Below are 20104 nucleotides of genomic sequence, written 5' to 3' on the forward strand. Positions count from 1 at the left end.
TGATGAAGTGTTAGTCTGCTCTTTTTTGAAGCTGTTGTAACCTTTGTTCAGTGCAGGAGAAGTTGATTTTTCAACTTTGCTTACGCGTCCTTTGCGAACTAGCTGGTTAATAGTAGGCATGTTTATGTCCTCCTCTCTTAATGTTTAATACCACACATCCAGGTGGTTCATATTTGGGCAAAAACAAAGTCTTTGCGGAGAGTTTATCACTCTTAGCAAAAACGGTTTTTAATTGATAATAGCTACAGTTACGGCTCCGACTTCTATTCCGCAAGCTTTTCCAAGCTTTTTCATAGAGTCGACCATGTGAAGGGAAACGTTCTTCTGTTCTGCAAGTTCAATGACTGGTTTAACAATCCTTTGATCTGCATCTTCAGCAACAACCAGTTCCTTTACCTGGCCAAGCTTTAGAGCTTTTACTGTTTGCTTCGTACCAACAATTACTTTATGTGCCTGCGATACTTTTTCATAAGACATATAAATACATCCTCCAAAGCAACAGGTTTTAATTAAGCACCTAGGATATACTAACATCGTAAGAGATGGATGTCAACCAGATCAGTGAAACATTTTTCTGGATTCACCCATCTCTTCTTCAGTTAGTTATTCTGCAGGTATTGTTTCACCTTCGGGCTGTGTACGCGGAATCGGATTAACGCGTCTGTAGCGCTGCATTCCTGTTCCGGCAGGTACAAGCTTACCGATGATTACATTTTCTTTCAGACCAAGAAGTTCATCACGTTTTCCTTTGATTGCAGCATCTGTCAGGACACGAGTAGTTTCCTGGAACGATGCAGCAGACAGGAATGAATCTGTTTCAAGAGAAGCTTTCGTGATACCAAGAAGGATCGGACGTCCTGTAGCAGGGCGCTTGCCGTCAAGAAGCACTTTCTTGTTGGCATCCGTAAATTGGTGAACATCAAGCAATGTGCCCGGCAATACATCTGTATCTCCAGCATCCATTACTCTTACTTTGCGAAGCATCTGGCGAACCATTACTTCTACGTGTTTATCACCGATTTCTACCCCTTGCATGCGGTATACTTTCTGCACTTCACGAAGCAGGTATTCCTGAACAGACGTGAGATCTGTCACCTTGAGCAATTCTTTAGGATCAATCGAACCTTCAGTCAGCTCCTGGCCGTGTCTGATCTGGTCTCCTTCAGCAACTTTCAGTCTTGCATTGTAAGCAGCTGTGTACGTGCGTGTTTCAACGTCGCCTTTGATGACGATTTCCTGCTGTCTGTCGCGCACTTCATTAATCTCAACAACAACACCGTCAATTTCGGAAATTGTCGCCTGACCTTTAGGGTTACGCGCTTCGAACAGCTCCTGAATACGAGGCAAACCTTGAGTGATGTCGTCTCCGGCAACACCGCCTGTATGGAACGTACGCATTGTAAGCTGAGTTCCCGGCTCACCGATTGACTGGGCAGCGATGATGCCAACTGCTTCTCCCACTTCAACTTCTGTTCCGGTAGCAAGATTTCGTCCATAGCATTTTTTACATACGCCGTGGCGTGTGTTACATGTAAATGCAGAACGGATCCAAACTTCCTCAATACCTGATTCCACAATTGTATGAGCAAGATCTTCTGTAATCAGATCATTTTCCTCAACAATCACTTCACCTGTTTCAGGATGTTTAAGCGTTTTGCGAGCATAGCGTCCGATAAGGCGCTCTTCAAGATGCTCGATAATTTCTGTTCCTTCTTTGATTGAACGTGTCAGAATTCCGCGGTCAGTTCCGCAGTCTTCATCACGGATGATGACATCCTGCGCAACGTCAACAAGACGTCTTGTCAAGTAACCTGAGTCAGCTGTCTTAAGGGCTGTATCCGCAAGACCTTTACGGGCACCATGCGTAGAGATAAAGTACTCAAGAACTGTTAAGCCTTCACGGAAACTTGATTTGATCGGAAGTTCGATAATACGTCCGGCCGGGTTGGCCATCAGTCCGCGCATTCCGGCAAGCTGGGTAAAGTTAGATGCGTTACCACGGGCTCCGGAATCACTCATCATAAAGATTGGGTTGCGTTTATCCAGGGAAGCCATCAGCTTGCCTTGAATAACGTCTTTAGAAGCACTCCAGATAGAGATGACTCGTTCATAGCGCTCTTCCTCTGTAATCAGACCGCGTTTGAATTGCTTGAGAACATTGTCAACTTTAGCCTGAGCTTCTTTAAGGATTTCTTCTTTTTCCCGAAGTACGATGATGTCAGACACACCAACCGTAATACCGGCTTTTGTAGAATATCTGAAACCTAGATCCTTCATGCGGTCAAGCATTTTGGATGTTTCGGTAATGTGGAATTTCTTAAAGATTTCAGCAATGATCTTACCAAGAATTCCTTTTTTGAACGGAGAGATAATCTCCTGGCTCTGGATGAATTCTTTGACATTCACATTTGCATCAATAAAGAATTTTTCCGGTGTTTCATCTTCAATGTTGCTCTTCGTCGGTTCATTCATGTACGGGAATGAAGGAGGAAGGATTTCATTGAAAATCAGTTTTCCGACTGTTGTTACAAGAAGCTTTTTGCGCTGCTCATCTGTAAATGATTCATTCGGCAGAGAGCTTGCTTGAACAGCAATACGGGTATGAAGATGCACATAGCCGTTCTGATAGGCAAGAAGTGCTTCATTTGTATCTTTGAAGACCATACCTTCCCCAACAGCACCTTCGCGCTCAAGTGTCAGGTAGTAGTTTCCAAGAACCATATCCTGAGAAGGTGTAACAACCGGTTTCCCGTCCTTAGGATTCAGGATGTTCTGTGCTGCAAGCATAAGGATTCGGGCCTCTGCCTGCGCTTCAGCTGAAAGCGGTACGTGAACCGCCATTTGGTCACCGTCAAAGTCAGCGTTGTAAGCTGTACATACAAGAGGGTGAAGGCGGATTGCGCGTCCTTCTACAAGTGTTGGTTCGAATGCCTGAATACCAAGTCTGTGAAGAGTCGGTGCGCGGTTTAACAGCACTGGGTGCTCACGGATAACAGACTCTAATACATCCCATACTTCAGGAGATACGCGTTCTATTTTACGCTTTGCACTTTTAATATTGTGTGCAAGGCCTTTTTCAACAAGCTCCTTCATCACAAAAGGCTTGAAAAGTTCAAGTGCCATTTCTTTAGGAAGTCCGCATTGGTACATTTTCAGGTTCGGACCTACAACGATAACCGAACGGCCTGAATAGTCAACACGTTTTCCAAGAAGGTTCTGACGGAAACGTCCCTGTTTTCCTTTCAGCATGTGTGAAAGTGATTTAAGCGGACGGTTACCCGGTCCGGTTACAGGACGGCCGCGGCGTCCGTTATCGATTAATGCATCGACCGCTTCCTGAAGCATGCGCTTTTCATTTTGAACGATGATGCTCGGGGCACCAAGGTCCAATAGACGCTTTAAGCGGTTGTTGCGGTTAATGACACGGCGGTAAAGGTCATTCAAGTCAGACGTTGCAAAACGTCCGCCGTCAAGCTGAACCATCGGGCGCAGCTCAGGAGGAATAACCGGAAGCACATCAAGGATCATCCATGATGGCTCATTTCCTGAGTTACGGAATGCTTCAAGCACTTCAAGGCGCTTGATCGCACGTGTTCTGCGCTGTCCCTGTGACGTTTTAAGCTCTTCTTTAAGCTGGTCAACCTCTTTATCAAGGTCAATGTCTGAAAGAAGCTTCTTGATCGCTTCTGCCCCCATTGCAGCCTGGAAAGATGAGCTGTATTTGTCACGGTAAGCACGGTATTCTTTCTCGGAAAGAAGCTGTTTCTTTTCAAGAGGAGTATCGCCGGTTTCCGTTACAACGTAAGAAGCAAAGTAGATAACTTCTTCCAGCGCACGAGGTGACATGTCAAGAACAAGTCCCATGCGGCTCGGGATCCCTTTGAAATACCAAATATGTGAGACTGGGGCAGCAAGCTCAATGTGCCCCATACGCTCACGGCGAACCTTTGCACGAGTCACTTCGACTCCGCATCGGTCACAGACTACGCCTTTATAGCGTACTCGTTTGTATTTTCCGCAATGACATTCCCAGTCCTTTGTAGGACCGAAAATGCGCTCACAGAATAAACCGTCTTTTTCTGGTTTTAATGTACGATAGTTAATCGTTTCTGGTTTCTTCACTTCACCGAATGACCACGAGCGGATTTTATCGGGTGATGCGAGACCGATGTTCATATACTCAAAGTTATTTACATCTAGCAAGGGGCCTACCTCCCTTTTCGTCTTCAGGTTTTACCCTTATTGCTTACTATTCTTTAGTAACTGCGTCTTTTTCTTTTTCCATTGCTGCTGATGAAAGATCATCCGGCTGATCATTCAGGGATAAACCTTCTGACTGCTGTCCTTCTTCATCGTCTTCAAGATCTCTCATTTCGATTTCCTGTTCATCGCCTGAAAGAATCTTAACGTCCATACCTAAGCTTTGAAGTTCTTTGATCAATACTTTGAATGACTCTGGAACTCCCGGCTCCGGTACATTTTCGCCTTTGACAATTGCTTCATACGTTTTAACACGTCCGACAACGTCATCTGACTTAACAGTAAGAATTTCTTGTAGAGTATAAGCAGCGCCATAAGCTTCAAGCGCCCATACTTCCATCTCTCCGAAACGCTGTCCGCCGAACTGGGCTTTACCGCCAAGAGGCTGCTGCGTAACAAGTGAGTATGGACCTGTTGAACGGGCATGTAATTTATCGTCTACCATGTGGGCAAGTTTGATCATGTACATGATTCCAACTGATACACGGTTATCAAACGGTTCACCTGTACGGCCGTCGTAAAGGACGGTTTTGGCATCTCGCGCCATACCGGCTTCTTCAAGTGTTGACCATACATCTTCTTCACGGGCGCCATCAAATACCGGGGATGCTACATGCATGCCGAGTTTGCGCGCTGCCATTCCAAGATGAAGCTCAAGCACCTGACCGATGTTCATACGGGATGGTACACCAAGCGGGTTAAGCATGATATCAACCGGAGTTCCGTCTGGAAGATAAGGCATATCTTCTTCAGGAAGGATTCTTGAGATAACCCCTTTGTTACCATGGCGTCCGGCCATTTTATCACCTTCAGAAATTTTACGCTTCTGAACGATATAAGCGCGGACAAGCTGGTTTACGCCAGGAGGAAGCTCGTCGCCGTCTTCGCGGTTGAATACTTTTACATCAAGAACGATACCGCCGCCTCCGTGAGGAACACGCAGGGAAGTATCGCGGACTTCTCTTGCTTTTTCACCGAAGATTGCATGAAGCAGACGTTCCTCGGCCGTAAGTTCCGTAACCCCTTTAGGCGTTACTTTACCAACAAGCAGGTCTCCGTCTTTTACTTCTGCACCGACACGGATAATACCGCGGTCATCAAGATTGCGAAGGGCATCTTCCCCTACGTTCGGGATGTCGCGCGTAATTTCTTCCGGTCCAAGCTTTGTATCACGGGATTCTGATTCATATTCTTCAATATGAATAGACGTGTATACATCATCTTTTACAAGACGTCTGCTCATGATGATGGCATCTTCATAGTTGTAGCCGTCCCATGTCATGAATGCAACCATTACGTTGCGTCCAAGTGCAAGTTCGCCCAGTTCCATAGAAGGTCCGTCAGCAAGGATTTCGCCTTTCACAACTTCATCGCCCACACTTACAATCGGACGCTGGTTGTAGCATGTACCCTGGTTAGAGCGGATGAACTTCAGAAGGCTGTACTTATCAAGGTTGCCTTTTGTTTTAACGCCGTCCACATCTTCATAGCGGCGCACCCAAATGTTTTTAGCTTCCACTTTCTCAACAACACCAGGGAATTTGCAGATTACAGCAGCACCCGAATCTTTTCCTGATACATACTCCATGCCTGTTCCGACAATTGGAGATTCAGGATTCATAAGCGGAACTGCCTGACGCTGCATGTTCGCTCCCATGAGGGCACGGTTGGAGTCATCGTTTTCAAGGAACGGAATACATGCTGTTGCTGCAGATACAACCTGCTTTGGAGATACATCCATGTAGTCCATTCTGTCACGTGACATGACCGTGTTTTCACCGCGGAAACGGGAAACAATATCTTCATCAAGGAAAGAACCGTCATCAGCTAGGCGTGCGTTCGCCTGAGCGACTACATAGTTATCCTCTTCATCTGCTGTCAGATAATCAATTCGTGCAGTTACTTTGCCGGTCTCCGGGTCAACGCGTCTGTACGGCGTTTCAATGAAACCGAAACGGTTCACTTTTGCATACGAAGACAGAGAGTTGATCAGACCGATGTTCGGTCCCTCAGGAGTTTCAATCGGACACATGCGGCCGTAGTGGGAGTAGTGAACGTCACGGACTTCAAAGCCTGCGCGCTCACGCGTCAAACCACCGGGTCCAAGTGCAGATAGACGGCGTTTATGCGTTAATTCAGCAAGCGGATTCGTCTGATCCATGAACTGGGAAAGCTGAGAGCTTCCGAAGAACTCTTTAATGGATGCAATAACAGGACGAATGTTAATAAGCTGCTGAGGTGTAATTGTATTTGTATCCTGAATCGACATTCTCTCGCGGACAACACGCTCCATACGGGAAAGTCCAATTCGGAATTGGTTTTGAAGGAGTTCTCCTACAGAACGAAGACGGCGGTTCCCAAGATGGTCGATGTCGTCTGTATCCCCTACTCCATGCAGCAGGTTGAAGAAGTAGCTGATAGAAGAAAGGATATCTGCAGGCGTGATGTTTTTCACATTTTCTTCAACATAAGCATTGCTGATTACGTTAATGACTTTTTCGCCTTCTTGATCGATTGGAGCATAGATTTTAACGGACTGAAGCGTCACATCTTCTTCTACTACTCCGCCTGATGGCGTGATGGTTTTAAAGCCGACGCCGCTCTCAAGATTCGGAATGATCCGGTCAAGTGTGCGTCTATCAATTAACGTATCTTTTTCTGCAATGATTTCGCCAGTTTCAGGGTCTACTAACGTTTCAGCAAGACGCTGGTTGAACAGGCGGTTTTTAATGTGAAGCTTTTTATTGATTTTGTAGCGTCCGACACTCGCAAGGTCATAGCGCTTCGGATCAAAGAAACGGGAATCCAGAAGGCTTTTTGCATTATCGACAGTCGGCGGCTCGCCCGGGCGCAGACGCTCGTAGATTTCAAGAAGAGCTTTCTCTGTGCTCTCTGTGTTGTCTTTATCAAGCGTATTGCGAAGGTACTCGTTTTCTCCGAAAAGATCAACGATTTCCTGATCAGAACCAAAGCCGAGAGCGCGCAAAAGAACCGTTACCGGCAGTTTCCGAGTGCGATCAATGCGCACATATGCAACATCTTTAGCATCTGTTTCGTACTCTAACCAGGCACCACGGTTTGGAATAACAGTAGCAGTAAAGCCTTTTTTACCATTTTTATCGACTTTTCCGCTGTAATAAACACTCGGTGAACGAACAAGCTGTGATACGATAACGCGCTCGGCGCCGTTGATCACGAACGTGCCTGTCTCAGTCATCAATGGGAAGTCACCCATGAATACATCCTGATCTTTCACTTCACCAGTTTCCTTGTTAATTAAACGCACCTTTACACGAAGCGGTGCAGAATAGGTAACATCGCGCTCTTTGGATTCCTCTACTGAATATTTAGGATCACCTAAACTGTAATCGATAAATTCCAGCGAGAGGTTACCAGTGAAGTCCTCAATTGGAGAGATGTCCGTGAACATTTCTCTGAGGCCCTCATCAAGAAACCACTGATAGGAAGCGGTTTGAATCTCGATAAGGTTTGGTAATTCTAACACTTCACTAATGCGTGCATAACTTCTGCGTTGGCGGTGTCGTCCATACTGAACTAGTTGACCTGTCAACTGCTTCACCCCTCAAATCAAGCGTAATAGAACTTGTAATATGTATCCGCAAATGAATCTAGCAGCTGCCAATACACATACAAGGAGAAAACAAAAATAAAAAGGTCTCTATAATTAGAAAACCACTTTTGTCAAACGTGCTATTGATTTTAACATCTTTTCCATTTGTCCTATATTTATACATTTCAATCAAAAAAATAGAGACTCCTGGAATATATATATTGGCATTTTATAATGTTAACATAGGCAAAAATTCGAGTCAATCTTTTTCTGCCCTGATAATATAGTAGCCTTTATCCTTTTTGACTGCAGCGACATCTTTAAACATTTCAGAAAGCTTGGCCATAGCAGACGGGGCACCTTGCTTTTTCTGAATAACCACCCATAGCTCTCCTCCCGGACAAAGAGAATGATAGCTTTTTTCAAAAATCTCGTGCACTGTTTTTTTCCCTGCACGGATCGGCGGGTTGGTAAGGATAGCCGCGTATTTTTTTGAAGGATCAACATTTTCAAAAAGATTGCTTGTGCGGATACGGACATTTTTGACACCGTTCGCCTCTGCATTTTCTTTTGCAAGCTGGACTGCTCTTTCATTGATGTCAATCATATCAACTGTGCGGTCGCCGAACTCCTTCGCAAGTGCAATTCCGATCGGCCCGTAGCCGCAGCCGACATCAAGCAGATCACCATCTGTTTTTGGCAGAGCAAATGTATTGATCAGCAGTCTTGATCCAAAGTCCACTTCGTTTTTGGAAAATACGCCGCGATCGCTTTGAAAATGAAAGGAATTCCCTCTTAACGTATATGTCCATGACTTACGGTCACTCAGAGCTTCCGGCTGCTGTGAATAGTAGTGATTTGTCATCTTTTCCCCTCCATGTTAAAGGAGTATACCTAAACAGGCAATCATTAATACCTGCACGTTCAGACTTGCTGTCAAACGTGAAAAAAAAGCCCGCTGTTATTTCAAGCGAGCTTTGTCTTTTCAGGAATTACTTAACTTCTACAGAAGCGCCAACTTCTTCAAGTTTGCCTTTGATTTCTTCAGCTTCTTCTTTAGCGATTCCTTCTTTGATAGCTTTTGGAGTGTTGTCAACTAGTTCTTTAGCTTCTTTCAAGCCAAGGCCAGTGATTTCACGTACAACTTTGATAACTTTGATTTTTTGTGCACCAGCGCTAGCAAGTACCACGTCAAATTCTGTTTGCTCAGCAGCAGCTTCGCCGCCAGCAGCGCCACCAGCCATTGCTACAGGAGCAGCTGCAGTTACGCCAAATTCTTCTTCGATTGCTTTAACTAAGTCGTTAAGTTCTAAAACAGTCATTTCTTTAACTGCTTCAATGATTTGTTCTTTAGTCATTGTATATTTCCTCCTTATAAACCTATTAGTTTTTTGTTTTGGTACGGGTGGATCAGATTAAGCTCCCTGCTCTTCCTTTTGATCTGCAACTGCTTTAGCAGCAAGTGCAAGATTGCGCATTGGAGCTTGAAGTACGCTAAGCAACATAGAAAGCAAGCCTTCGCGTGATGGAAGATCTGCAAGAGCTTTAATTTGCTCTACTGTCGCAATGTTTCCTTCGATTACACCTGCTTTGATTTCTAACGCGTCATGCTTTTTAGCAAAGTCGTTAAGAATCTTAGCCGGAGCAACTACGTCGTCGTTACTGAATGCAATTGCATTTGGGCCTGTAAGGGCGTCATTAAGACCAGTAAGTTCAACATTTTCAACTGCGCGGCGAGTCATTGTGTTTTTGTAAACTTTGAACTCGATGCCAGCATCACGAAGAGTTTTACGAAGTTCTGTTACTTCTGCAACTGTTAAACCGCGGTAGTCAACAACGATTGTCGTTTTGCTTTCGCGAAACTTAGCCGTAATGTCTTCTACGATGGATTTTTTTGTATCGATAGCGCTGCTCATTGGTACACCTCCTGTAAGAATTAAGATTCCGCACTTATACCGTTCGGTTTCTTTCTTATCAAAAGAAATGCCTCCATGTCAGACATGGAGGCAGTATATATACAAGCGATCTAATGACTAGTTCACATATATACACCTCGGCAGGGAATTAAGCATGGGTAGCACCTGCTGTCTACGGTATAAATGAAGTTATTTAGTTAAACAACATTTTTGATTATATATAAAGGTGACTGAGATGTCAACTATTATTTAACGCCGAAGCTTGAAGCATCAACTTTAACGCCAGGTCCCATAGTAGAAGCAACAGCAACGTTCTTCATGTAAGTACCTTTTGCAGCAGCTGGCTTAGCTTTTAGAAGTGTTTCGAAGATTGTTGTGAAGTTCTCAACAAGCTTGCTGTCTTCGAAAGAAACTTTACCGATTGGCACGTGGATGTTTCCAGCTTTGTCAACGCGGTATTCAACTTTACCGGCTTTGATTTCTTTTACCGCTTTGTCAACGTCAAAAGAAACTGTTCCAGTTTTAGGGTTTGGCATTAAGCCTTTTGGTCCAAGGACGCGTCCAAGTTTACCAACTTCACCCATCATGTCAGGAGTAGCTACGATTACATCAAATTCGAACCAGCCTTGCTGGATTTTGTTGATGTAGTCAGCATCGCCAACATAGTCAGCTCCGGCAGCTTCTGCTTCCTTCGCTTTTTCGCCTTTAGCGAATACAAGTACGCGCTGAGTTTTGCCCGTTCCGTTTGGAAGAACAACTGCACCGCGGATTTGCTGATCGTTTTTACGTGGATCAACGCCTAAACGGAATGCAACTTCAACTGTTGCATCGAATTTAGCTGTGTTTGTTTTCTTTACAAGTTCAATTGCATCTTGAACTCCGTAAGCTTGAGCACGGTCTACTAATTTAGCAGCTTCAACGTACTTTTTACCTCTTTTAGCCATTATAGATTTCCTCCTTAGTGGTTTTAGCGGAATAACCTCCCACGAATAAAGGTTGCGAAAAGCAACTCGCAACCCCCCTAAAACAAAAACAACAATTAGTCTTCGATGACGATACCCATGCTGCGTGCAGTACCTTCAACCATACGCATAGCTGATTCAACATTTGCTGCATTTAAGTCAGGCATTTTTGTTTCAGCAATTTCACGTACTTTATCACGCTTAACTGTTGCTACTTTATTACGGTTTGGTTCACCAGAACCAGACTCAATACCGGCTGCTTTCTTAAGCAATACTGCAGCAGGCGGAGTTTTTGTAATAAATGTAAATGAACGGTCTTCAAATACCGTAATTTCAACAGGAATGATAAGTCCAGCCTGATCAGCTGTACGAGCGTTAAACTCCTTACAGAATCCCATGATGTTAACACCAGCTTGACCCAATGCAGGACCAACCGGCGGCGCTGGATTAGCTTTACCAGCAGGAATTTGCAACTTAACCATTTTAATTACTTTTTTAGCCACGAGACACACCTCCTTAAGTCCGTGATGTGGTAATAGGGTTTGTACCCTCCCACTCATGTCGTCATTCTTTATATGAATGATAGAAAATAATCAAGTTTTATGCCCCGCAGAGCGAGACATACTGACTTATGAAATATTATCACTTTTCGTTTTCGAATTCAAGTTTTTTTCTTATAATTTATCAACTTGAGAAAATTCCAGCTCAACCGGCGTTTCGCGGCCGAACATGTTGACAAGCACTTTCACTTTGCCTTTATCCTTGTCAATCTCTTCAATTGATCCGGTAAAGTTGGCAAAAGGACCGTCTATTACTTTGACAGACTCTTTCAGTTCAAAGTCCACTTCAATGCGTTTTTCTTCCATGCCCATATGCTTAAGGATCGTTACAACCTCTTCAGGAAGAAGCGGCGTCGGCTTAGAGCCTGATCCTGCTGATCCTACGAAACCTGTAACACCAGGCGTATTGCGGACAACGTACCATGAATCGTCCGTCATGACGATCTCAACAAGCACATATCCAGGGAATACTTTTTTCTTTGTTACTTTCTTTTTGCCGTTTTTGAAATCTGTTTCTTCTTCTTCCGGAACGATGACGCGGAAGATTTTATCCTGCATGCCCATTGATTCTACACGCTTTTCAAGATTGGCCTTAACCTTATTCTCGTAACCGGAATAAGTGTGGACTACATACCAGTTTTTCTCCATCTTCTATAGGACGACTTGTCCATTCCCTCCCTGCATTTTGACTCTTATATTGCACTCTGCGGTTAGTTTCTTCTGCTGACTGTTATTTTTAAACAATGAAAAAACCCGTCGAACGGGTTTTTGCGGAAAAATAATATTCTCTATTATAGCACGATTTTCTATCTATTATTCAATAAAATAAAACGAAATCAAAAACAGACGCTTTATTTTTAAGATACAAGGCGGATCAGCGATGAAATTCCGTAGTCGATGATGGCAAAAAAGACAACTGCAAAAGCTACTGTCGCAATAACCGTAATTGTATAGCGCGTCAGTTCTTTGCTTTTTGGCCAGCTTACCTTTTTCATTTCACGGGATACATCTTTGAAAAAATTAACAATACGCTGCATGTACATTACCTCCAAGAGAATTCAGAAAGCCTGTCATAGAAATATAGAATCATGTGATGAGTGCTACTTTGTTTCACGGTGGTCCGTATGTGCGCTGCAAGCTTTACAAAATTTCTTGAATTCTAAACGCTCTTCTGTGCTTGACGTGTTTTTCATCGTTGTGTAGTTTCTGCTTCCACAGTCTGTGCAAGCCATAGATACTTTCTTACGCATTTCGACACCTTCCGCTAGTCCTGCTTTTTTCTATAAAAATGTACCACACGCAGGGAACCTGCGTCAATCTCGCCTGACAGGTTTTACAAATTGATTTCGCGCAGTTCCAGATACCTCTCAAGCTTGCGTTTTACACGCTGAAGGGCGTTATCGATTGATTTCACATGGCGGTTAAGCTCCTCTGAAATCTCCTGATAGCTTTTGCCGTCCAGGTAAAGCACTAGTACTTTCCGTTCGAGATCGCTCAGCAGCTCTCCCATTTTCGTTTCTATATCATCAAATTCTTCCTGATTAATAATCAGTTCTTCCGGATCCATGACTTTAGCCCCGGATATGACATCCATAAGCGTCCGGTCAGATTCTTCGTCATAAATAGGCTTGTCCAGAGAAACGTATGAGTTAAGAGGAATATGTTTTTGACGGGTAGCGGTCTTAATAGCGGTAATAATCTGGCGAGTGATGCACAGCTCTGCAAAAGCTTTGAACGATGTAAGCTTGTCCTCTCTGAAATCCCGGATTGCTTTATATAATCCGATCATCCCTTCCTGGATAATATCTTCTCTGTCAGCCCCTATTAAAAAATAGGATCTTGCTTTAGCTCTGACAAAATTGCGGTACTTGGTGATTAAAAAATCCAGAGCATCGCTGTTCCCGTTATGAACAAGCTCAACAACCTGTTCATCCAGTAGAGCATGAAAATCTTCTTTGCTGAGTTTGCCCATGCTGAAATGTGTGTTCATGCCGATCCCCCCGACCGCACAATAGATAGAAATATTATACAGTATGCATTTTGAAAGCGTCAACAGCCTAGAAGCCGCCTCTGCGCCATTTTTCAAACAATTTCAACATATCATCTGTTATCGGAATTTTTGACTGGGGACTGTTTACTTTAATTTTTTCAACCCGCTTTTGTATTCTCTTTTCAATGGCTTCCACTTCATTCAGAAGCTCTCTTGCTGATTTGCGGAGGGCTCCCTGGCCAAAAATGGCCCATTGTTCAGTGAAATCTGATGTTGCCACATGAATCTGTGTTTTAATGTTGCTCAGAGAGATGGCTAATTTTTCGATCCTCTCATCCGCTGTTTCATTTTCTCTTGTATAGATAACTTCCACTCTGTGGTTTTTTTGTTTTTTCTCAATGCCCTTCACTTGATGGGCATCGAAAACAACAATCACTCTGTATCCGGTGTACGCTTGATATTCTGCCATTTTTTGAATAAGAACCTCTCTAGCCTCTGCGAGATTCTCTTTTTTCAATGATTGAAGATTCGCCCATGCACCGATGATGTTATATCCGTCAACAAGGAGGATATCCATTGTCTATTCTCCTAAAGGCTGACGCTTTCTGTAGACCTCATACATCAGGAGGCCTGCTGCTACTGAAGCATTAAGAGATGTGACCCGGCCAGCCATCGGCAAGTTGACCAGAAAATCACATTTTTCTTTGATGAGTCTTCCCATCCCTTTTCCTTCACTGCCTATAACAAGTCCAATCGGCATTTTGCCGTCCATGGAACGGTAATCATCCGAGCCTTTCGCGTCTGTTCCCACAATCCACACGCCCCGCTCCTTAAGTTCCTCGATTGTTCTCGCAAGGTTTGTCACTCTTGCAACCGGGATATACTCAATCGCACCTGTTGATAATTTTGCTACTGTTGTTGTCAGTCCTACCGCTCTCCGCTTCGGAATGATAATGCCGTGAGCGCCTGTTGCATCAGCCGTTCTCATGATAGAGCCGAGATTATGAGGGTCCTCGATTTCATCAAGAATCAAGATAAACGGCGCTTCGCCTTTATCAGCAGCAGCCTTCAGGATATCGTCGACTTCGGCATATTCATAGGCAGCCACCTGTGCGACAACTCCCTGATGGTTCCCTTCTGCCATCTGATCAATTTTTTTCTTCGGAACAGTTTGGATGGTGATGCCTTTTTCTTTTGCAAGCTGGGCGATCTGCTGGGCCTGTCCCTTTACTGAGTTCTCGGCCATCCAGATCTTGTAGACATTGCGCGTTGACTTTAGTGCTTCAATGACCGTATTGCGGCCAATAATGTATTCTTCTGCCATCCTTACTTCCTCCCTTCGTTTTCTATCAGTTCAAAAGAAGCTTCAATAATTTCCGAGAGGCGCTCTTCCCTCTTCTCAAGGTGAAGATAGCCAATCAGCGCTTCAAATGCTGTGCTGTATCTGTACGTTTGAACATCTGTATTTTTTGGCACCGTGCCTGATTTTGCATTTCTTCCCCGGCGGATAATCGCCATTTCTTCTTCACTGAACGCTTCCTTTTTTGAAAGCTCGTGCAGAACGGCTGCCTGGGCTTTTGCAGAAACATAGGTCGTTGAAAGCTTATGCAGCTGGTTTGGGCGCACCTGTCCTTTTGCAAGGAGGTGATGCCTTACAAAAACCTCGTAAATGGCATCACCGATATACGCAAGCGCCAGACTGTTCATTTGTTTTGAATTTGGTACTTCCTCTAAGCGAAGCATGCTTACCCTCTTTTCCATCTCGTTCCTTGAGGCGTATCTTCAAGAATGATATTCATCTCTTTCAATTTATCGCGGATTTCATCAGACAGCTTGAAGTTTCTGTCTTTTCTGGCCTGTATTCGCTGCTCAATCAATTCTTCGATTTCGGCGTCAAGAAGATCCTGGCTGCCAAACCGGAGTCCAAGCACGGCTCCAAGCTCGTCAAATGCATCAGTAAAGGCCGTAATAACTTCCGCGGACGTATTTTTCTCCTGCAGGTAATAGTTTGCCTGTCTTGAGAGTTCAAACAGAACAGAAATGGCATTTGCGGTATTGAAGTCATCGTCCATTGCCTGTTTGAAAAGATTCCGTTGTTCTGCAATGATGTCCAGCCATTTTTGATTATCATCCGTCAACTCAGAGCTGCTTTTCGCTCTGTGCTGCAGGTTTGCATAAGACGTTTGCAGGCGGTCAAACGCATTCTTCGTGCTTTCAAGCAGATCGACCGAATAATTGATTGGGTGGCGGTAGTGAACAGACAGCATAAACATCCGCAAAACCTGGGGATCATGCTCTTTAATAATGTCGTGCACCAGGACGAAGTTGCCAAGTGATTTGGACATTTTTTCGTTGTTAATATTAATATACCCATTATGAAGCCAGTAGTTAGCAAACGGCTTCTCTGTCAATGCTTCCGATTGGGCGATCTCATTCTCATGGTGAGGAAATGTAAGGTCCTGTCCGCCTGCATGAATATCAATGGTATCCCCGAAATGGTTGTGGACCATCGCAGAGCATTCGATATGCCAGCCCGGACGTCCTTTTCCCCAAGGGCTATCCCACGAAATTTCTCCCGGTTTAGCAGCTTTCCAAAGAGCAAAATCCAGGGCATCCTGCTTCTTGTCTCCCGCTTCAATTCTTGCGCCTACCCGAAGCTCATCAACAGACTGATGGGAAAGTTTACCGTAATCTTTGAAAGCTCTAGTGCGGTAATAAACATCACCCTCAGCTTCATAGGCAAATCCTTTTTCAACGAGCGCTTTAATAAAATCAATAATAATATCCATGCTTTCTGTTACGCGAGGGTGAGCATCTGCACGGTCACATCCAAGCGCCGTGACATCTTCGAAATACGCCTCGATGAACCGTTCAGCAATCGCCGGAACTTCTTCTCCAAGCTCATTTGCTGCTTTAATCAGCTTATCGTCCACATCTGTAAAATTGGACACATAATTAACGTCATACCCGCTGTATTCAAGGTATTTGCGGACTGTATCATAGACGATCGCAGGACGGGCATTTCCTATATGGATATAGTTATAAACCGTTGGTCCGCACACATACATTTTTACCTTTCCTTCTTCAAGGGGCTTAAAGGTTTCTTTTTGTCTGGTTAGCGTATTGTATAACTTGATGGTCATCTTGACTCTTCCCTTCTTTCAATTGTGCGATTTCTTCTTTCAGGCTTATGAGCTCTGCCTCAAGTTCCTTGAACCTGTCTGCCACGGGATCCGGCAGATTACAGTGGTCCATATCCTGATTAATCCGCTTGCCGTTTCGGATCACGACCTTGCCCGGAATGCCGACAACTGTTGAATGATCCGGCACATCACGAAGCACGACAGACCCCGCCCCGATTTTGGAATAAGCACCAACCGTGATGGAGCCAAGCACTTTAGCACCTGTCGCAATCAAAGCATTGTCCAGTATGGTCGGATGCCTTTTACCCTTCTCTTTTCCGGTTCCGCCAAGAGTCACCCCCTGGAAAACCGTTACGTTATCGCCGATTTCGCACGTCTCGCCAATTACAACTCCCATGCCGTGATCGATGAAAAACCGCCTTCCGATCTTTGCACCCGGGTGAATTTCAATGCCCGTGAAAAATCTGCTTACTTGTGAAATGACTCTTGCGATAAAAAACATGTTCCGTTTGAAAAACGCATGTGCGAGCCGGTGAGCCCATATTGCATGCAGTCCTGAATAAGTAAGTATCACTTCCAGATACGATCTTGCAGCCGGATCCTGTTCAAAAACGACCTCTATGTCTTCTTTCAGCATTTTAAACATTGTATTCCCCCCAAACCTTCCCCTTATTTTGTCCTTTAATCCAATTGTGAAACAGCCTATAAAAAAAGCGCCTCTGTCCTAATAGACAGAGACGCTTTGATGCGCGGTTCCACTCTGTTTAAACAGGCGGTTAAAAGCCTGTTTCAACTTTGGCTCCTTTAACGGGGAGCATACGCTTTTATTTACTGCTTCAAACGAAGGTTCAATAAAAGACTCAAAGGTGCATTTCAAGACGGTTGTCGCATAAACCTCTTTCACCGGCGAGGTTCTCTCTGGAATGGAAACGGCGTCTCTACTTCTCCTTCTCAACGTGTTTCAATGTATTACACATACTATATTACATTTCAGGCAAAAAGTTAACTGTTCGCACTTTTTAATCTTGCTAATATCGTTTCTTTACCAAGAAGTTCGATTGCCTGCGGCAGGTCCGGCCCATGAGTCTGGCCAGTTGTTGCCACGCGGATCGGCATAAACAGATTTTTGCCTTTATGGCCTGTTGATTTCTGCACAGCCTTCGTTGCGGCTTTAATGCCTTCAGCCGTGAACGCTTCAAGCTTATCAAGCTCTTCTGCGAATGCTGTCAGCACTTCAGGCACCTGCTCTTCGTCAAGCACATTGCGCGCTTCGCGGTTATAGGTAATTTCCTCTTTAAAGAAAAGCTCGGTCAATTCTGTGATTTCTGCGCCATAGCTGATTTTATCCTGATGAAGGACAATCAGTTTGCGGGCCCAGTCAAGCTCTTCTGCAGATGCCGAATCAGATACTTTTCCTGCTTTTACAAGGTGCGGAAGAGTCAATTCAACAAGCTGATCCGCATCAAGCTGTTTGACATACTGATTGTTCATCCACAGCAATTTCTGTGTATCAAAAACTGCCGGCGATTTAGACAGCCTTGCAGGATCAAAGATCTCTGCAAACTGAGCTTTGGTGAACATTTCTTCTTCTCCGCCCGGAGACCAGCCAAGCAGCCCGATAAAGTTGAAAAGAGCCTGCGGCAGATAGCCGAGTTCTTTATACTGTTCAATAAACTGGATGATTGATTCATCACGCTTGCTGAGTTTTTTGCGGTTCTCGTTAACAATCAGCGTCATATGGCCGAAAACAGGAATGTCCCATCCGAACGCATTGAAGATCATGATCTGTTTCGGTGTATTGGAGATGTGGTCTTCTCCGCGAAGGATATGCGTCATCTTCATAAGGTGGTCATCAACTGCTACAGCAAAGTTGTAAGTCGGCGTACCGTCTTTTTTAACAATGACAAAATCGCCGATGCCGTCTGTTTCAAATGAAATCTCTTCTTTCACGATGTCATTGAACGTGATGACTTCTCCCTTTGGCACGCGGAAGCGGATGCTCGGCATTCTTCCTTCAGCTTCAAGCTTCTGCTGATCCTCAGGTGTCAGGTTTGCACATTTGCCTGAGTATTGCGGGGTCTCACCGCGCTCAGTCTGTTCTTCCCGCTCCTGCTCAAGCTCTTCTTCTGTGCAGTAGCATTTGTACGCTTTTCCTTCTGCAAGCAGCTGATCGTAATATTTTTTATAAAGATCGTTGCGCTCTGATTGTCTGTACGGGCCGTATTCTCCGCCGGTATCAACGCTTTCGTCCCAGTCAATGCCAAGCCATTTCAAGTATCTCAGCTGACTTTCTTCGCCGCCTGCAATGTTTCGCTTTTTATCAGTATCTTCAATACGGATAATAAACTTTCCGCCGGTATTGCGCGCATAAAGGTAATTAAACAGCGCTGTCCGGGCATTGCCGATATGTAAATGTCCAGTCGGACTTGGAGCGTATCGCACTCTTACTTCGTTTGTCATATCTGTACCTCCGTTAATCTCTAACATCTGTTCCATTTTATCATTAAAAACAGGGTGTCCAAAAGCTTGTCCGGGATTTTATTTTTTCACAATCAGAACAGAAGCCTGTGACGCAATTCCTTCTCCGCGTCCGGTGAAGCCAAGCTGTTCGGTCGTTGTCGCCTTCACATTCACCTGGTCTGCATCAGCTTCCAGAAGTTCTGCAATCCGTTCTCTCATTTGATCAATATAGGGAGCCATCTTCGGTTTTTGGGCAATAATCGTACAATCAATGTTGCCGAGGACATAGCCCTTTTCTTTTACAAGCTGCCAGACATGCTGAAGCAGCTTGGCAGAATCAGCATCCTTAAACTCAGGGTCTGTGTCCGGAAAATGCTTTCCGATATCGCCTGCCGCGATTGCTCCAAGGCACGCGTCTGCCACTGTGTGAAGAAGCACATCTGCATCAGAATGGCCGAGAAGGCCTTTTTCATATGGAATCTCAATGCCTCCAATGATGAGGGGGCGTCCCTCTGTCAGCTGGTGCACATCAAAACCCTGTCCAATTCTAAACATTCCTTATTCCCCTCTCTCACTCTCAAGTATCGCTTTTGCCATCAGCAGATCATCCGGCGTAGTCAGTTTAATATTTGTATAGTCTCCTTCAATGACAAGAACCTTGTGGCCGCTTCTCTCCATCAGGCTTGCATCATCTGTTCCAAGAAATGCTGCAGCGGACGCTTTTTTATGCGCCGCAAGAATGTCAGAAAGACGAAAAGCCTGTGGGGTCTGTACGGCCCACAAGCTAGAACGTTCAACGGTTTCAATCACTTCACTGTTCATGACACGTTTAATCGTATCCTTCACAGGGACTGCAACGGTTGCAGCTCCATTTTCATATGCTGCTTTTACGAGCTTTGAAATGACGTGTTTTTTTATAAACGGCCTTGCACCGTCATGCACGAGGATAATATCCGAGGCCGCCGCTTTCAGTCCGTTATAGACGCTGTGCTGTCTCTCATTGCCTCCGCTGACCATCTTTTTGATTTTTGTCAGGCCTGAGCGTGCGGCCATTTCTTCAAAAAGAGCCCGTTCATCCGGATTGATGACAAGAAGGATGCCTGTGCATGCAGGATCTTTCTCAAAAACCGTTAATGTATGCACAATGACCGGTTTTCCTTCAAGCTCAATAAACTGTTTGTTTTTGCCCGCTTTCATCCGTTTTCCTTGTCCGGCGGCAGGAATAATGACTTCATAGTTCAT

At 44.6% G+C, this 20104-nt stretch carries 20 protein-coding genes, 1 pseudogene and 2 other annotated features; all 21 genes and pseudogenes read right to left on the reverse strand.

Annotated elements, in window-relative coordinates; translation table 11 throughout:
* Positions 1–120: pseudogene (locus ACTSEZ_RS19820) on the reverse strand (30S ribosomal protein S12); the annotation flags it as partial.
* A gap of 108 nt (positions 121–228) precedes the next feature.
* Positions 229–477 carry a 50S ribosomal protein L7ae-like protein gene (locus ACTSEZ_RS19825; RefSeq protein WP_369735992.1) on the reverse strand — a complete coding sequence of 83 codons (249 nt, stop codon included), beginning with the start codon at positions 475–477 and terminating at the stop codon, positions 229–231.
* Positions 478–603: 126 nt separating this feature from the next.
* Positions 604–4203, reverse strand: coding sequence for a DNA-directed RNA polymerase subunit beta' (rpoC, locus tag ACTSEZ_RS19830; RefSeq protein ID WP_369735993.1), 3600 nt, complete (start codon positions 4201–4203; stop codon positions 604–606).
* A 46-nt stretch (positions 4204–4249) separates the two neighbouring features.
* Entirely contained in the window at positions 4250–7831 is a 3582-nt protein-coding gene (rpoB, locus tag ACTSEZ_RS19835; RefSeq protein ID WP_029282847.1) for a DNA-directed RNA polymerase subunit beta, read from the reverse strand.
* A gap of 259 nt (positions 7832–8090) precedes the next feature.
* Positions 8091–8696 carry a class I SAM-dependent methyltransferase gene (locus ACTSEZ_RS19840; RefSeq protein WP_029282849.1) on the reverse strand — a complete coding sequence of 202 codons (606 nt, stop codon included), beginning with the start codon at positions 8694–8696 and terminating at the stop codon, positions 8091–8093.
* A 127-nt stretch (positions 8697–8823) separates the two neighbouring features.
* Positions 8824–9189: a 50S ribosomal protein L7/L12 gene (rplL, locus tag ACTSEZ_RS19845; protein ID WP_029282851.1), complete on the reverse strand. Its 366-nt coding sequence runs from the start codon at positions 9187–9189 to the stop codon at positions 8824–8826.
* A gap of 57 nt (positions 9190–9246) precedes the next feature.
* Positions 9247–9747: a 50S ribosomal protein L10 gene (gene rplJ, locus ACTSEZ_RS19850; RefSeq protein WP_029282853.1), complete on the reverse strand. Its 501-nt coding sequence runs from the start codon at positions 9745–9747 to the stop codon at positions 9247–9249.
* Positions 9748–9801: 54 nt separating this feature from the next.
* Positions 9802–9943 (reverse strand) — a sequence feature (ribosomal protein L10 leader region).
* Positions 9944–9992: 49 nt separating this feature from the next.
* Positions 9993–10691 (reverse strand): 50S ribosomal protein L1, encoded by a 699-nt coding sequence (rplA, locus tag ACTSEZ_RS19855; protein WP_369735994.1) that lies wholly within the window; start codon positions 10689–10691, stop codon positions 9993–9995.
* 95 nt (positions 10692–10786) lie between these two features.
* Positions 10787–11212, reverse strand: coding sequence for a 50S ribosomal protein L11 (gene rplK, locus ACTSEZ_RS19860; protein ID WP_029282857.1), 426 nt, complete (start codon positions 11210–11212; stop codon positions 10787–10789).
* 171 nt (positions 11213–11383) lie between these two features.
* Entirely contained in the window at positions 11384–11917 is a 534-nt protein-coding gene (nusG, locus tag ACTSEZ_RS19865) for a transcription termination/antitermination protein NusG (RefSeq protein ID WP_029282859.1), read from the reverse strand.
* Positions 11918–12126: 209 nt separating this feature from the next.
* Positions 12127–12306: a preprotein translocase subunit SecE gene (gene secE / locus ACTSEZ_RS19870; RefSeq protein WP_369735995.1), complete on the reverse strand. Its 180-nt coding sequence runs from the start codon at positions 12304–12306 to the stop codon at positions 12127–12129.
* A 63-nt stretch (positions 12307–12369) separates the two neighbouring features.
* Positions 12370–12519, reverse strand: a complete 150-nt coding sequence (rpmG, locus tag ACTSEZ_RS19875) for a 50S ribosomal protein L33 (protein WP_369735996.1) — start codon at positions 12517–12519, stop codon at positions 12370–12372.
* 83 nt (positions 12520–12602) lie between these two features.
* Positions 12603–13259, reverse strand: a complete 657-nt coding sequence (gene sigH, locus ACTSEZ_RS19880) for an RNA polymerase sporulation sigma factor SigH (RefSeq protein ID WP_369735997.1) — start codon at positions 13257–13259, stop codon at positions 12603–12605.
* A gap of 67 nt (positions 13260–13326) precedes the next feature.
* Complete coding sequence (locus ACTSEZ_RS19885; protein WP_029282865.1) at positions 13327–13836, reverse strand: NYN domain-containing protein; 510 nt, start codon at positions 13834–13836, stop codon at positions 13327–13329.
* Between the two features lie 3 nt (positions 13837–13839).
* A complete protein-coding gene (gene rlmB, locus ACTSEZ_RS19890) occupies positions 13840–14583 on the reverse strand; it encodes a 23S rRNA (guanosine(2251)-2'-O)-methyltransferase RlmB (protein ID WP_369735998.1) in 744 nt (247 codons plus the stop codon).
* A 2-nt stretch (positions 14584–14585) separates the two neighbouring features.
* Positions 14586–15002 carry a Mini-ribonuclease 3 gene (locus tag ACTSEZ_RS19895; RefSeq protein ID WP_369735999.1) on the reverse strand — a complete coding sequence of 139 codons (417 nt, stop codon included), beginning with the start codon at positions 15000–15002 and terminating at the stop codon, positions 14586–14588.
* Positions 15003–15004: 2 nt separating this feature from the next.
* Complete coding sequence (gene cysS, locus ACTSEZ_RS19900) at positions 15005–16402, reverse strand: cysteine--tRNA ligase (protein WP_369736000.1); 1398 nt, start codon at positions 16400–16402, stop codon at positions 15005–15007.
* The gene (cysE, locus tag ACTSEZ_RS19905) at positions 16353–17048 is read right to left on the reverse strand and encodes a serine O-acetyltransferase (RefSeq protein WP_369736001.1); all 696 of its coding nucleotides are present in this window, start codon (positions 17046–17048) and stop codon (positions 16353–16355) included. The genes cysS and cysE overlap by 50 nt, the downstream gene beginning before the upstream one ends.
* Positions 17049–17132: 84 nt before the next feature.
* Positions 17133–17366: a binding site (T-box leader), on the reverse strand.
* Positions 17367–17404: 38 nt separating this feature from the next.
* The gene (gene gltX / locus ACTSEZ_RS19910; protein WP_369736002.1) at positions 17405–18862 is read right to left on the reverse strand and encodes a glutamate--tRNA ligase; all 1458 of its coding nucleotides are present in this window, start codon (positions 18860–18862) and stop codon (positions 17405–17407) included.
* A gap of 78 nt (positions 18863–18940) precedes the next feature.
* Complete coding sequence (gene ispF, locus ACTSEZ_RS19915) at positions 18941–19417, reverse strand: 2-C-methyl-D-erythritol 2,4-cyclodiphosphate synthase (protein WP_203289333.1); 477 nt, start codon at positions 19415–19417, stop codon at positions 18941–18943.
* 3 nt (positions 19418–19420) lie between these two features.
* Positions 19421–20104 carry a 2-C-methyl-D-erythritol 4-phosphate cytidylyltransferase gene (gene ispD, locus ACTSEZ_RS19920; protein ID WP_369736003.1) on the reverse strand — a complete coding sequence of 228 codons (684 nt, stop codon included), beginning with the start codon at positions 20102–20104 and terminating at the stop codon, positions 19421–19423.

It is taken from the genome of Metabacillus mesotrionivorans (assembly GCF_052171315.1).
GTDB lineage: Bacteria > Bacillota > Bacilli > Bacillales > Bacillaceae > Bacillus_P.